General features: G+C 73.9%; 8 protein-coding genes. 6 read left to right on the forward strand and 2 right to left on the reverse strand.

What is annotated here, in order from left to right:
• Positions 1 to 16: 16 nt before the first annotated feature.
• Positions 17 to 3,361, reverse strand: a complete 3,345-nt coding sequence (locus ACFUMH_RS06245; RefSeq protein ID WP_378202056.1) for a glycoside hydrolase family 9 protein — start codon at positions 3,359 to 3,361, stop codon at positions 17 to 19.
• Positions 3,362 to 3,709: 348 nt separating this feature from the next.
• Here ACFUMH_RS06245 and ACFUMH_RS06250 point away from each other — a divergent pair, with 348 nt between their 5' ends.
• The 4 genes from ACFUMH_RS06250 (at position 3,710) to ACFUMH_RS06265 (ending at position 12,034) form a co-directional block, all read left to right on the forward strand.
• Entirely contained in the window at positions 3,710 to 4,726 is a 1,017-nt protein-coding gene (locus ACFUMH_RS06250; protein WP_378202059.1) for a LacI family DNA-binding transcriptional regulator, read from the forward strand.
• A gap of 837 nt (positions 4,727 to 5,563) precedes the next feature.
• Entirely contained in the window at positions 5,564 to 9,439 is a 3,876-nt protein-coding gene (locus ACFUMH_RS06255; RefSeq protein WP_378202062.1) for a beta strand repeat-containing protein, read from the forward strand.
• A gap of 87 nt (positions 9,440 to 9,526) precedes the next feature.
• On the forward strand, positions 9,527 to 11,053 hold the full coding sequence (locus ACFUMH_RS06260) for a SpaH/EbpB family LPXTG-anchored major pilin (RefSeq protein WP_378202065.1): 1,527 nt from the start codon (positions 9,527 to 9,529) through the stop codon (positions 11,051 to 11,053).
• 117 nt (positions 11,054 to 11,170) lie between these two features.
• The gene (locus tag ACFUMH_RS06265) at positions 11,171 to 12,034 is read left to right on the forward strand and encodes a class C sortase (RefSeq protein ID WP_378202068.1); all 864 of its coding nucleotides are present in this window, start codon (positions 11,171 to 11,173) and stop codon (positions 12,032 to 12,034) included.
• Between the two features lie 114 nt (positions 12,035 to 12,148).
• Here the strand turns inward: ACFUMH_RS06265 and ACFUMH_RS06270 are convergent, their stop codons facing one another.
• Positions 12,149 to 13,138 (reverse strand): helix-turn-helix domain-containing protein, encoded by a 990-nt coding sequence (locus tag ACFUMH_RS06270; RefSeq protein WP_378202071.1) that lies wholly within the window; start codon positions 13,136 to 13,138, stop codon positions 12,149 to 12,151.
• A gap of 82 nt (positions 13,139 to 13,220) precedes the next feature.
• Here ACFUMH_RS06270 and ACFUMH_RS06275 point away from each other — a divergent pair, with 82 nt between their 5' ends.
• Entirely contained in the window at positions 13,221 to 13,697 is a 477-nt protein-coding gene (locus tag ACFUMH_RS06275; protein ID WP_378202074.1) for a rhodanese-like domain-containing protein, read from the forward strand.
• 188 nt (positions 13,698 to 13,885) lie between these two features.
• Positions 13,886 to 14,089, forward strand: coding sequence for a hypothetical protein (locus tag ACFUMH_RS06280; RefSeq protein ID WP_378202077.1), 204 nt, complete (start codon positions 13,886 to 13,888; stop codon positions 14,087 to 14,089).
• The last annotated feature ends 135 nt before the right edge of the window (positions 14,090 to 14,224 follow it).

Here is a 14,224-nt window from a genome sequence, read left to right on the forward strand (position 1 = left end):
GCGGGAGCGCGGTCGGTCAGCCCGCCGTCCGCGCCCGGCGGGTCAGTGCCACGGCTCCCGCGCCCCCGACGAGGAGCAGGAGACCGATCCCGAGGAGGACGCCGACGGTCGCGCCCGTCGCGGCGAGCGGGCCCGTGCGGGCCGTCGTCGCCGCGCCGGCCGCGCCGCCCTCACCCGCCGTGCCACCCGCCGCCGGGGCCGGAGCACCGCCGGAGCCGGGGGCGCCGACGGCCGCCGTCACCGTGAGCGTCGCCGGGTCCGACCAGGCGCCGCCGAGCTCGTTCGCGACGTAGGCCCGGAACTGCGCGCCGAAGTCGGCCAGGCGGGCGGTGAGCTCGAGCGTCGTCGCCGTCGCCCCGGCGACGTCGGTCCACGTCCCGTCCACGAGGCGCTGCCACTGCACGGACGGCGCGGGCGAGCCCGTCGCCTCGACCGTGAACCGGGCCGTGGCACCCTCGACGACGGTGACGTCGGCCGGCTCCGTGACGACCCAGGCGACCGTGCCCGCGTCCGACGCGTCACCGTCCCCCTGGTCCGCGACGAACGAGGCGACCCACGACAGCGCCGAGTTCCAGTTCACCGTGATCTCGTTCGTCGACCACGACTGGATGTCGTCGACGTAGCAGAGCTGCGGCGCGCACATGTGGTCCGGGCCGTACAGGCCGCTGATGACCGGGTCCCACGTGCCCACGTCGGAGTTCGGCCCGCCGGACACCGACCCCGCCGGCGGGTTCGGGAGCGACTCGGTGAGCGAGTGCGCGAACCACCGGCTGTGCTGGTTCTCCGAGAACACGTCGCCGTAGCCCGTGATGTACGAGTTGTTCAGGGCGTTGCGACCCAGGAGGTAGTCCATCGACTCGACGACGGCGTCGGCGAACCGCTGGTCGCTCGTGAGGTCGAACGCCGTGCCGAGCACGACCTGGTTGTTGAGCACCGACGAGTTCGAGCCCCACTCGTAGACACCCGCGGCGTTGCCCGCGTACGCGGTGCCGAACGGCTGCGCCGCCTGGCGCGCGAGGTAGACCTCCGCACCGTCCACCACCGACTGCCGGATCGCGCTGCGACCCGGGATGTCGGACTCGACCACGGCGAGGTCCAGCCGGCCGAGGGCCGCGGTCTCGCCCCAGTACATGCCGCCGGCCGAGAAGATGTCGGCGGTGTGGTGCTCGCTCGCGAGCACCGCGTCCTCGAACTCCTGCTCACCGGTCGTGAGGAAGAGCTCGGCGGCGGCCCAGTAGAACTCGTCGGTCACGTCCCGGTCGTCGTACGGTCCGCCGCCCGGGCTCGGGTCGGCGTTGGGCGCGGGCTGCAGGAGGTCCGGCGTCGCGACCGCGGCGGCGTAGGCCACCCGGCCGGCTGCGAGCAGCTCGGCGGCGAACTCGGCGTCGTACGGCTCCCACAGGCGGGCGCCCTGCGCGGCGACCGCGGCGAGGTTCAGCGTCGCGGCCGTCGACGGGCGGTGCAGGCGCCGCGGCTGGGGGTCGTCCGACGGCAGGAGGGGCAGGCCCGTCCAGTCGACGTCGTGGACCTTGTGGTGGACCATCCCGGCGAGCGGCTCACCGGCCGGGACCTGCATGCGCAGCATCCACTCGAGCTCCCAGCGCGCCTCGTCCAGCGGGTCCGGGACGCCGTTGGTCTGCTCGTCGAGCGGGATGTCGAGGCTGCCGTCGCCGAGCGCGGCGGCGTCACCGGTGGGGGCGTGCAGCGCGCGCTCGTAGGTGCTGAGCACCTGCGCGACGGCGATGCCGCCGTTGACGACGTACTTGCCGTGGTCGCCCGCGTCGTACCAGCCGCCGACGACGTCGAGCGTGTAGTCGCACGTCCAGTCGCCGTAGAGGCCCTGCGCCTCGGTCGGGGTGATGCACGGGACGCCGTGGTCGCCCTGGTTGGGGGTTGCGTCGCCCGGCCGGCCGACGTGGCCCGCCGGACGGCTGTACGCGTCGTCGCCCATGATCGACCCGTCGATCGCGATGCCGCTGCGGGCCGGGTAGAAGTAGTCGAGCGCGTCGTACCGCAGCTGCTGGTAGAGGTCGTCGCCGACGACGAACGGGTGGCTCGTCTCGCCGTCCGCACGCAGTGTGTAGGTCCCCGGTGCGGTCACGTCGTCGAAGTCGACCTCGTGCACGTTCAGGCCGGCCGTCGGGTCGACGCCGCGCGGCGTCGTGCTGCCGGACGCCACCACGGTCGTGCCCGACACGAGCTCCCAGGCGACGGGCTCGGTGGCCTCCGTGACGACGGTGGCCCGCTTGGGTCCCTGCGGCAGGTAGCCGACCTGGTTGACGCGGACGCGCGGTCCCGTCTCCGGCTCGTACGCCGGCGGCGCCTCGGTCGTCTCGACGAAGGAGAGCTCGGTGATGCAGAACGTGTACGGCGTCGTGCGGCGGCCGAGCTCGAGGTGGATGCGGCCGTAGGCGGTCGCGGGGTCCGAGCTGAACGACGCACCGGCGGTGAACGGGTACGTGAACGTCTGCGGCTCGGTCGTCAGCGCGGCGTCGGCGTCGAGCACGCGCTGCCAGGGCTCGCCGTACTGCCCGACGAGCACGTTGACGGCCGCGGGGGCGCTCGCCCAGGCCGTCATCTCCAGCACGTAGCTGCGTCCCGCGACGACGTCGACGTACTTGCGCTCGAGGCCGGCCTCGTACGGGTTGGCGTACCCGCCGCGCAGGTCGATGCAGGCGCTGAGCCCGTCCTCGCCGGCGCGCGCCGTGCCACCACCGGGGGCGTCGTAGAGCTCGAACTCGCCGAGGTCGCCGCCCGCGAAGGAGTGGTCGATGCTCGTGCCCGAGGTGATCGACAGGTTGTCGACGCAGAACGTGTACGGCGCCGCCTGCGCGCCCAGCTGGAACGAGACCGGCCCAGTCCCGGTGGTCCAGTCCTCCGCGGCCGGGGAGTCCGGCGTCGTGGGGCGCGTCGGCCAGTCCGCCGGAGTGAAGGTGAGCTCGACGTGCTGGGGCGTGGCCGTGCCGTCGAGCACGACCTGGTGGCCGAACACCGCGGGGTAGCCCAGACCGCCCTGCAGCGGGACGGTCACCGGTGCGGTCGCGTGCGCGTCGAACGCGACCGTGTACGTCGCGTCGCGGTCGAAGGTCACGTCGTCGTGCTGGAGCGCGACGTCCCAGGGGTTCTCGCCGCCGTCGACGACGGCGCAGAGCTCTCCCGTCGCGGCGGACGAGGACACGGAGCCGCTGTTCGCGTAGGAGAACCACCCCTGCGCGTCACCGTCGGCGAAGTCGTGCGTGCTCGTCAGCGGTGCGCCGAGGGCCGTCGAGGCGACGACCGGGAGGGCGAGCAGGGCGACCGACGTCGCTCCGGCCAGCCACCGGCTGCGACGCCGTGGGCGCGGGTGGGGTGAGGGGACCACTGTGTCTCCGAGGGGTGAGGGCGCTCCGGGCGCGGTGAGCGGGTCGTGTCGGTTCCGGGAGGTGCACTGGTAGCGCTTCCACGCGGCGCGACGCGCGTCGAGGGCTCCGTCGCCGTCGGCCGCTGCGCCGCGTGGTCGTCGGCCCCACGCCCGCGTCGTCGCGGGCCGGTGCGGCCGACTGGACGCGCTTCCAGTCGTGGCGTCGATGGTCCGGTGCGCCCGGCCCGGTGTCAAGACGTCGGGCCTGCTCGTCGCACCGACGGGTGGCCCGGGGGCACCGGAAGCGCTGCACGCGCCGGCGCCGTCGGTGTAGCCTCGCGCCGATCAGCAGGCCGGCAGGGGGCAACCATGACAGGGCGGACCGGGCGACCTCCGACCCTCGACCAGGTGGCGGAGCGCGCGGGCGTCTCGCGGTCCGCGGCCTCGCGCGCCATCAACAACACGATCCACGTGAGCCCGGCGACGCGACGCGCCGTCGAGCGGGCCGTGCGCGAGCTCGGCTACGTGCCGAACGTGACCGCGCAGGCGCTCGCCCGGCAGAAGGGCGGTGCGGTGGTCCTCGCCGCCTCGCACGACAACGCCGAGCTGCTCGGCGACCCGTTCATCGGGCAGGTGATCGTCGGGATCGCGACGGCGCTGGAGGACACCGAGCTCGACCTCAAGCTCTTGCTGTGCAACACCGAGCACGGCCACGACCGGGTGCGGCGCATGCTGCGGCGGCCCCGTGCCGACGGCGTCATGGTCATGGCGCTGCGCGGCGACGACCCGCTGCAGCGCATGGTCGAGGAGTCCGGCCTGCCCGCGGTGTACGGCGGGCTGCCGCTGCACGGTCGGCCCGACTGGTTCGTCGACGTCGACAACCGCGGCGGCGGCCGGACCGCGGCGGAGCACCTCGTCGGCCTGGGTCGCCGCCGCATCGCGACGATCGCCGGGCCCGTCGACTCCCACGCGGCCGTCGCCCGCCTCGAGGGCGTCACCGACGCGCTGTCCGTCGCGGGGCTCGACACGACGCTCGTCGAGCACGACGACTTCACCCGGGACGGCGGGGCCCGCGCGATGGAGCGCCTGCTGCGCCGCGACCCGACGATCGACGCGGTCGCCGCCGCGTCCGACAACATGGCCGCCGGCGCGCTGCAGGCCCTGCACGCGCACGGCCGCCGGGTCCCCCGGGACGTCGCCGTCGTCGGGTTCGACGACCTGCCGATCGCCCAGCTCGCCCGACCCACGCTCACGACCGTCCAGCAGCCCATCCGGTCGCTCGGCCACGAGATGGCCCGGATCCTCCTGGCCGTCGTCGACGGCGAGAGCCCCAGCTCGGTGCTGCTGCCGACGCGCCTCGTGGTCCGGGAGTCCGCGCCGGCATGAGCGGCCGAGCCCGCGTCACCTGCGGGCGGTCGACGTGGCCCGTCGCCGGGGCGGATGCACGTAGGCGTCCTCGCCGCCCGACCAATGTGGGCGGTCGGCATTCTTCGGTATTAATCGGACATGTGTGCCGAAGCCGGGACAGAGCGATTCGCCGCGCTTTAGTTCACCCGATGGAGGCTCCATCCCGGGGTGACGCGGCGCCGATCGTGTGGTGATATGGCTCGCCGGCATGGACGACGATCGTTCAGACAATGGTGCAGATCCGGCATCCGAATCTCCATGTCGTCGATCACGCGCTCTCCCACGAAACGGGCGCACGGTCGTGTTGACCACGCGTTCCGGGGGGCCGCAAGGGTGCTTTTCCGCTCGACCAGCGGCGCTCGTCGCGATGCGTTCCGGCGGGTCGGGATGTCCGCGGCCGCCACTGCGACTGCCGTCGTCCTGGCGCTGAGCGGCGCTGCACCCGGAGCGGCGTCCGCGACCGTCCCGCCCACGGACGCGCCCGAGCCCTCCGCGTCGTCGTCACCGGAACCGTCCGCCCCGACGCCGCCCCCCGCCGCCGAGCCGGCTCCCGAGGACGCCGAGCACGCGGCGCCGACCGCCACGGCACCGACGACGGGGCCGACGCCACCGGAGCCGACGTCACCGGAGCCGACGTCCCCCGGGCCGAGCGGTCCCGAGGCGACGTCCCCCGGGCCGAACGGTCCCGAGGCCGGCGAGCCCGAGTCGACCGAGCCCGAGGCGCCGGCAGCAGGGGCGAGCTCGCGGCGGGCGACGTCCGCCCTCGCGGCGGCCGCCGACGTCTCCGTCCTCGCGGCGGGTGTCCCGGAGGCCCCCGTGCAGCTCTGGCTCGAGGACTTCGAGGCGAGCGCCACGCCCGCGCAGCTCGGCACCTACGCGTCGAACCGGTACACCGCGGCGGCCTTCTGGCTGAACTACGCGAACTGCAACGGCGTGATCCTGAACTACGCGACGACGTTCCCGGCGACCGGGTTCTGCGGCACCGCGACCGACGTCGTGTCCCGCAACCAGGTGCGTCGCATGGCCGACGTCCTCGGCCAGCAGCGCCTCGGCGTCGTCGGCGGCACGAGCAACACCGCACCGGCCAACGGCTCGACGACGGGTGCCGCCGGGTCCCAGGCGAACCGCGCCGTCGCCGCGCTGACGATGACCGGTGGCACGACGACGGCGAACCAGACGCTCGTCGAGTCCGTGGCCCCGGTCGGCCTGACCGCCACCGCCGACCGCTACTACGCGGCGTCCGTCGACGTCGCCGAGGACTCGTGCTCCGCCCGCCCGGGCGGGCTCAACAACAACTCGCGCCTGGACGTCGCGCTGGTCAGCGGCGGGACGGTGTCGCCCCTCACCGCGGCGCCGATCATCGCCTGCAACGTCACCGGCGGTCGCTACACCTCGCCCGCGCTGACGGGCGGGTTCGGCACCGAGACGTCGGTGCGCGCGGGGCGGTTCTTCACGGACAGGGCCGTCCGTCTCACCGCGGCGCAGGCCGCGCAGGCGCGGATCCGCGTCAGCAACCAGATCTCCGCCTCCGACGGCAACGACCTCGCGATCGACAACCTGCGGATCGTCGACGCGACCCCGAGCCTGGACAAGGCGTTCGCGACCGACGTCGGCACGGCGGGCACGGCCACCACGCTGACGTTCACCGTCACGAACACGGCGGAGCTGGCGGCCAAGAGCGACTGGAACTTCACCGACGCCCTGCCGCAGGGCCTCGTCGTCGCCCCGACCCCGGGGGTCGGCGGCACGTGTGCCAACGTCACCGGCACGGCGTTCGCGGTGCAGGCCGGCGCCGGCGCCACCTCGATCGTCGTCACCGGCGGTGACCTGGCGGCCGGCGCGGTGAGCTGCACGATCACCGTCAACGTGGTGGCGACCACCCCCGGCACGTACGTCAACGGTCCGGCCAACGTCACGACCGTGCTCGACGCCCCCGAGAGCGCGACCTTCGTCGCCGAGGCGCCGGCCCGCCTCACGATCCGGAAGAACGTGACCGGGCGCGCCGTGGCCGGCGACCAGTTCCGCCTCGCCCTGAGCCTCGGTGCGACCGAGGTCGCGTCCGCGACCACCACGGGCGCCACCACCGGGCTCCAGACCGCGCAGGTGGGGCCGGTCAACGTCACGCGCGGGAGCGTCTACACGATCTCCGAGTCCGTGGTCTCCACGGCGACGCTGAGCACCTACACGACGAGCTACCAGTGCCTCCGCGGCACCACGACGATCGCCACCGGCACCTCCGTCTCGGGTCCCATCACCATCCCGGACGAGGCGGGCGCCGAGATCGTCTGCACCTTCACCAACACGCCGCAGGCGGCGACGCTGTACTGCGACGGCACGTACTACTACGCCGTCCGGACGGACGGGTCGGTCGTCCAGGTGAACGCCACCAGCTCCGTGGCGCCGACGCAGCTCGTTGGCGCCGTGACCGGTGCGACGGACGTCAACGCGCTCGGCGTGAGCGCCGGCGGCACGAGCGCCGTCGCCGTCGACCGCACGGGGACGACCGCCGCCAACGCCGGGGGCGTCGTCACGTACACCGTCGCCGGTGGCTCGCTCCAGGGCACCCGCACGGCCCTCACCGCGGCCCAGGGCGCGTTCCTCGACCGCACCGGTGCGGCGCTCGACGGCACGATCATCGCCGGTGCGGTCGACCCCCTGAACGGGCGCTTCGTGGTGGGCAAGTCGGCCGCCGGCTCGGTGCGGCTGTGGGAGTACACGCCGACCTCCCTCACCAACGGCAGCCGGTTCCTCTACCTCGGGCAGGTGGCGACGGGGACCACGGCCGGCGAGAACGGCGACATCTCGTTCGACGCGCAGGGCAACCTGCACATCGTCCAGACCGCGGCCGACTCCAGCAACGTCGGCATGTTCAGCGTCACCCGGGAGTCGCTCCTCGCCGCGTCGGGCGGCACGATCGCGGCCAGCGCCACCGTCCGCCGCGCGCTGAGCGGCACGGACACCGGGGCCGCCCTGACGTCGGTGAACGGCATGGCCTTCTCCCCGACCGGCACCGTGTTCCTCGGCAACGCGACGACGGGCTACCAGTTCGACCCGACGACCTGGGTGCGCGTCCCGGGCAGCCCGCGCGCCACCCTCGGCACGACGGCACCGAGCACCGCCACCGACCTCGCGGGGTGCTCCACGCCGTCGACGATCTCCGTCGAGAAGAACGTCGTCGGCAGGGTGAACGCCGCCGACCAGTTCCGCCTCGCCCTGTCGGGCGGGTCCCCGCTCGTCGAGTCGTCCGCCGCGACCACGAGCGGCTCGACCACGGGCGTGCAGAGCGCACGCGTCGGACCCACGCCCGTGCAGATCAGCACGTCCGTGACCATCTCCGAGACGATGGCCGCCGGCTCGGTGTCGCCGCTGACCGCCTACACCTCCGTCTACGAGTGCTGGGCGGACGGGGTGCGCATCGCCACGGGGACGACCAAGTCCGCCGCGGTCACGATCCCGAACCGCCTGAGCGTCGGTGTCGCGTGCACCTTCACCAACTCACCGGCACCCTTCGCGACGGTGCGGGTGACGAAGGTGGTGGAGGACTGGAGCGGCGGCAACCGCACCCCCGCCGCCGGCTGGACGATGACGACCACGGCCACCGCGAACGCCGGCAGCACCGTCAGCACCCTCCCGGCGCGGAACCCCTCGCAGCAGACCGGGGCGGACGGGTCCGCGACGTGGCAGGTGCTCTTCGGTGCCGCGTCGCACCGCGGACGCGTGACCGTGGCCGAGACGGCGCAGACGGGCTTCCGCTACCAGAGCCTCGCGTGCACGGTGAACGGCGCGGCCGCCGCCACCACGGTCACGACCGCCGGCAACCAGGTGCGGGGCGTCGTCAACGTCGACGTCGCGCCGGGCGGCGTCGTGGACTGCGTCTACACCAACCGGCCGGTCGCCACCCTCACGCTCGTCAAGGACGTCTCCTTCGGTGGCGCGGCGCCGTCGTCGTGGCAGCTCGCCGCCACGCGCAGCGTGCCGACGGCGCTCCCGGGGCCCGGCGGCGCCGGCGGCAGCGCGACCGTCAGCGCGGTGACCGTGTCGGCGGAGACGCCCTACCGGCTGTCGGAGACGGGCGGCCCCGCCACCTACGTGCAGGTGGGCGGCTGGTCGTGCGTCACCGCGTCCGGGACCGGCGTGCCCGTCACCGCGGCGGGGGACGTGACCCTGACGCGCGGGTCCGACGTGACGTGCACGGTCACGAACGCGACGGCCACGCTGACCCTGCTGAAGAACGTGCTCAGCCCCTCGACGGGCTTCCAGCCGTCCACCTGGAACCTGACCGCGACGCCGGCCGCGCTGCCCGGGCTGAGCGCGACGACCGTGCCCGGTGCGGACCTCGCGACCCTCGGCAACCCGGCCAGCACCTTCGACGTCCGGCCCGGGCACACCTACGTGCTGAGCGAGGCGCTCGCGCAGAGCGGGACGCGCCTCGCGTACCAGCAGCTGCGCCTCGAGGTGCGTCAGCCGGGCGGCGGCTGGACCCCGGTGACGTCGCCCACCATCACGGCCCCGGCGCCCGGGCAGAACGCGGTCTACCGCTTCGTCAACGCTCCGGTTCAGCCTCCCGTGCTCCCGCTCACCGGCGGGACGAGCACGGACGCCTTCCTCCTCGGCGGGAGCGCGGCGCTGGTGCTGGCGCTCGCCATCGCGGCGTGGCACCGGCGTCGCCCTCAGCGAGGGGGCGTGACGTGAACCGTTGAGCACCCCAGCCCCGCCCCGCCCTTCCCGACCTTCCACCACCACCACGAGCCTCACCTCTCATCCATGACAGGAGCAACGATGTCCAGGTCCCTCACCCGGCGGTTCACCGCCGCGATCGGCGCCTTCGTCCTGGCCGCCGGCGCGGCGATGGTCACCGTCGCGCCGGCGCAGGCCGTCACCCTGCCCGGCAACATCGACCCCGCCCAGCCCCGCAGCCTCACGGTGCACAAGTTCGCGCTCGGCCCGGGCAACGGCCAGGTCGCCGGCACCGGGCAGGAGCTGCCCTCCACCGCCGGCCTCGGCACGCCGCTGGCCGGGGCGGTCTTCACCGCGACGCAGGTCGCCGGTGTGGACCTCACGACCCCTGAGGGCTGGGCCACCGCCAACAGCCTGAGCCCGCAGGCGGCGTCGACGCGCCTGACCGGCACGCCGTTCACGTCGACACCCTCGGCGGCCGACGGCACGGCGACGTTCCCGACCGGCATGCCGCTCGGCCTGTTCTACGTGCAGGAGACGGTCCTGCCGGCCGACGCGACCAACCCGACGGCGCCGTTCCTCGTCTCCCTGCCGCTGCCGACGGGACCCTCGGGCGCCCCGGCGAACCAGTGGGTCTACGACGTGCACGTGTACCCGAAGAACGCCGTCACCGAGACGACGAAGACGCGCATCCCGGCCCCCGCGGGCTCGGCGGAGGCGCGCAACCCGGACCTCGTCCGCTGGTCGATCGCGTCGAGCATCCCGACGCTCGCCGCCGGTGACTCGATCACCACGTTCACCCTCACCGACACGGTGCCGAGCGCGCTGGTGTTCCCCGCCGCCCCGCCCGTGGGTGTCTCGCCGTCGACCGTGACGGTGACGAACGCCGGAGGCGTGGCGCAGAACTTCGTCTCGGGCGTCGACTACACGATCACCACCACGGACGCGACGGCGACGGCGGACGCGACGTCCACGCTCACGTTCACCCCGGCGGGCCTGAGCCGGCTCACCGGTCTGCAGGGTGGTCTGGTGTCGTTCAACGTGCTGACCCGTGCCGTGTCGATCCCGTCGAACGGCATCATCACCAACACGGCGACGGCCAACATCAACGGCGCCACGGAGACGGTGACGGGCTCCACGCCGATCGGCCAGCTGACGGTGTTCGCGTTCGAGAGCAACAACGGTGGCCCGCGGACGCCGCTGGCCGGCGCGGTCTACCAGGTGTACCTGAACCAGAACGACGCGAACAACCGGCAGAACCCGATCTCGATCAACGGCGTCACCGACTGGACGACCGGTGCCGACGGGTTCGTCGCGATCCCGATCATCACGCCCGGCAACTACTACGTGCGTGAGATCACCCCGCCCTCCGGCTTCAACCTGCCGCAGAGCAACCCGGTCCAGGCCGTGGTCGTCGCTGGTCCGACGTCGACCGTCGCGCCCGTCCAGAACTACGTCGAGTTCAACCACACCCAGGTCTCCGTGGCCAACTTCCTGCTGCCGTACACGGGTGGCGACGGCGGTGTGTGGTTCGCGACCGGCGGCGCTGCGCTGCTGGCGATCGCCCTCGGTGCCGCGTTCGTCCAGGCGCGCCGGCGGCGTGCGGTCTCCGCACCCGCGGCCGCGTAGCCTGACGTGATGACGACGGAGGCGGGGCGTCCTTCGGGACCCCCGCCTTCGTCGTCCCCGGAGGGCTCTGGGACGACGCCCACGCAGCGGGCGAGCCACCGAGCAGGGGGATGGCGGATGCCGTGGACCCCGCTCCTCATCGCCCTCATCGCGGTGCTGGGCGCCGGCCTCCTGCTCTTCCCCACCGTCGTGTCGTGGTTCAGCCAGTACGAGCAGTCGCAGCGCATCGACGACCTCACCGCGGACGTCGCTGACCTCGGCTCCGCCCAGCTGCAGGAGGAGCTCGACCGCGCCCGTGCGTACAACGAGGACCTCGTCGGCGGAGGAGCGAACCTCGTCGCGAACGGGCGCCTGCCGGTGGCGGAGGAACCCGACCAGGCCGCGGAGTACGACACCCTCCTGCGCGCCGACAGGACGGGCCTGATGGCCCGCCTCAAGATCCCGGCGATCGACGTGGACCTGCCCGTCTCCCACGGCACGAGCGGGCCCGTGCTGGAGCACGGCGTCGGGCACCTCGAGGGCACCGCGCTCCCGGTGGGCGGGGAGTCCACCCGCTCCGTCCTGACGGCGCACCGCGGCCTCGCGACCGCGGAGCTGTTCACGCACCTCGACCGGGTGGAGGTGGAGGACACCTTCACCGTCGAGGTCTTCGGGGAGGTCCTGGTGTACCGCGTCATCGACACCCGCGTCGTCGAGCCCACGGACGGCGAGAGCCTCTTCCCGGTCGAGGGGCGGGACCTGCTCACCCTCGTGACCTGCACGCCGCTCGGCGTGAACAGCCACCGCATCCTGGTCACGGGCGAGCGCGTCATCCCCACGCCGCAGGCCGACCTCGACAGCGCCGGTCAGAGCCCGGAGATCCCGACCTTCCCCTGGTGGGCGCTGCACGTCACCGGCGTGCTGGTCGTGGCCGGCGTGTACGTCAGGCTGGCGGGACGACCGCGCGGTCGGGCCGCCGTCACCTCCGACGGGTCGGCGTAGGCACGGGCGGTGCGCAGCCGCCCCAGAGAACCGCCCCAGAGAACACGGCGCGCACGAGCCGGCCGCGGGTCCGCACGGCTGCTCCGCGGTCCGCCTGTCGTGCTCGGCCCGATGTCAGCCGGTGCGCACCCGCCCGGACGCGTCCGCACGGGCGCGGAAGGAGTGCCGGTAGGCCTGCGGGCTCGTGCGACGTCGCCGTGCGAAGTGGTGGCGCAAGGTGTCGGCGCTGCCCATCCCGACGCGCGCCGCCACCTGGTCGACGGGCAGGTCCGACGACTCGAGCAGCTGCTCGGCCAGGAGGAGCCGCTGCTCCAGCAACCAGCGGTGCGGCGTCGCGCCGGTGCACTCGTGGAAGCGGCGGACGAACGTGCGCTCGGACATGAGCGCACGTCCGGCCAGCCTCCGGACCGGGAGCGGCTCGTGCAGGTGCCGGCGCGCCCACTCCAGGAGGTCACCCATGGCGCTGTCGGCGTCGTCGACGACGGCCGCGGACGGTGGCTCGATGAACTGGGCCTGCCCTCCGTGACGGTGAGCGGGAACGACCATCCGCCGGGCGATCGCGTTCGCCACCGCGGCGCCGTGCTCCTGCCGGACGAGGTGGAGGCACACGTCGATCGCGGCGGCGGTGCCGGCGCTGGTCACCACGCACCCGTCGTCGACGTACAGCACGTCCGGGTCCACCTGGACGGCGGGGTGCCGCGCTGCGAGCACCGGGGCGTAGCGCCAGTGCGTCGCCGCGCGTCGTCCGTCCAGCAGCCCGGCCGCCGCGAGCAGGAAGGCGCCCGAGCAGATCGAGAGCACGCGGGCGCCGCGCTCGACCGCGCGATGCAGAGCCTCGACGACCTCGCGGGGCGCCTCGACCGGGGCGGCGGTCCACGCCGGGACCGCGATCAGGTCCGCCTCCTCGAGCCGGCTCAGCCCGTGCTCCACGTGGACCGCGAAGCCCGACGACGTCGGGACCAGACCCGGCGTCGCCGCGGCGACCGCGAACTCGTAGCCGGGCAGCCCCTGGGAGGTCCGGTCGAGCCCGAAGACCTCCGCGAGCACGCCCAGCTCGAAGGCAGCCACCTCCTGCCCGACCAGGGCGACGACGTTCCTGAGCACCGGAGCATCGTGGCAGAGATTTCCGGACGGTCGGCATTCCTGCCACTGGCTGGCGGTGCCCGGGTCGGCGACGCTCGACGGCATGACGACGACCAGCATGACGACGGCCAGCCCCGACCTGACCTCTGCCGACACCCGCGACGCGATCGCCCACTTCGCCGCCAAGCTCCGCTACGCCACGGACCCCACGGACGTCCACGCCGCCCAGGAGAGCGGCACGGCCGACTTCGTCGTGGTCGACAGCCGCGGGGACGTCGCCTGGGCGCAGGGCCACATCCCCGGTGCGGTCCACCTGCCCACCCGCGAGATCGCGACCCGAGCCGCGGAGCTCCTCGACCCCGCCGTGCCGGTGGTCACCTACTGCTGGGGCCCGGGGTGCGACGGGGCGACGCGCGCCGCGCTGGCGTTGTCGCAGCTGGGCTACCGCGTGCGGGAGATGATCGGCGGGTTCGAGTACTGGGCGCGCGAGGGCCTGCCCGTCCGCACGGCCACCGGCACCAGCGCGCGCGCCACCGACCCGCTGACCGGACCCGTGAGCAGCCCTGCCTGCGACTGCTGAGCAGCGTGACCGCCACCGACGAGCCGTCGGCGGCGGGCCAGGAGCGGGACGAGCGGTGGAGCCGGACGATCGGGGCATTCTCCACTCGCGAGCGTCGTGACCGTGCGCCATGATCCGGGTGCTTCCGGATCACCGGAGGCGTCAGACCCTCCGGCCGGCTCGCCGGACCCCCTCCCCCTGGAGTGCTCATGCTTGCGCTCGTCGCTGCCGCGATCTTCGCCCTCGCCCTGCTCCTCGACCTCGTCGAGGCGAACGTCGGGGACGCCCTGACCCCGCAGACGCTGATGTTCGCCGGTCTGTTCGCCCTCGCGCTGCACCTCGGAGGCGTCGGCGGCTCATCGCCGGTGAACGGCGGCTGGCGAGGGCGTGGGGGGCGGTCCCGCCGGCGCTGAGGGCTCGTGAGACCACCTCCCGTCATCACGCCCGCGTGCACGAGCAGCACGGACAGGTCACCGGCGGGCTGCCCTCCGCCGCGACGCCGGTGACCCCGCGACGGCCCCGGCCCGACGGTGCGCGTCCGGCCCTGT

This window comes from Cellulomonas sp. NPDC057328 (genome assembly GCF_042667215.1).
In the GTDB taxonomy this organism is placed as follows: Bacteria; Actinomycetota; Actinomycetes; order Actinomycetales; family Cellulomonadaceae; genus Cellulomonas.

Excerpts from the sequence above, each read along its gene's own strand:
- ACFUMH_RS06265 (WP_378202068.1), top strand. The coding sequence starts at position 11,171 with ATGCCGTGGACCCCGCTCCTCATCGCCCTCATCGCGGTGCTGGGCGCC.
- ACFUMH_RS06260 (WP_378202065.1), top strand. The coding sequence starts at position 9,527 with ATGTCCAGGTCCCTCACCCGGCGGTTCACCGCCGCGATCGGCGCCTTC.
- ACFUMH_RS06250 (WP_378202059.1), top strand. The coding sequence starts at position 3,710 with ATGACAGGGCGGACCGGGCGACCTCCGACCCTCGACCAGGTGGCGGAG.
- ACFUMH_RS06280 (WP_378202077.1), top strand. The coding sequence starts at position 13,886 with ATGCTTGCGCTCGTCGCTGCCGCGATCTTCGCCCTCGCCCTGCTCCTC.
- ACFUMH_RS06275 (WP_378202074.1), top strand. The coding sequence starts at position 13,221 with ATGACGACGACCAGCATGACGACGGCCAGCCCCGACCTGACCTCTGCC.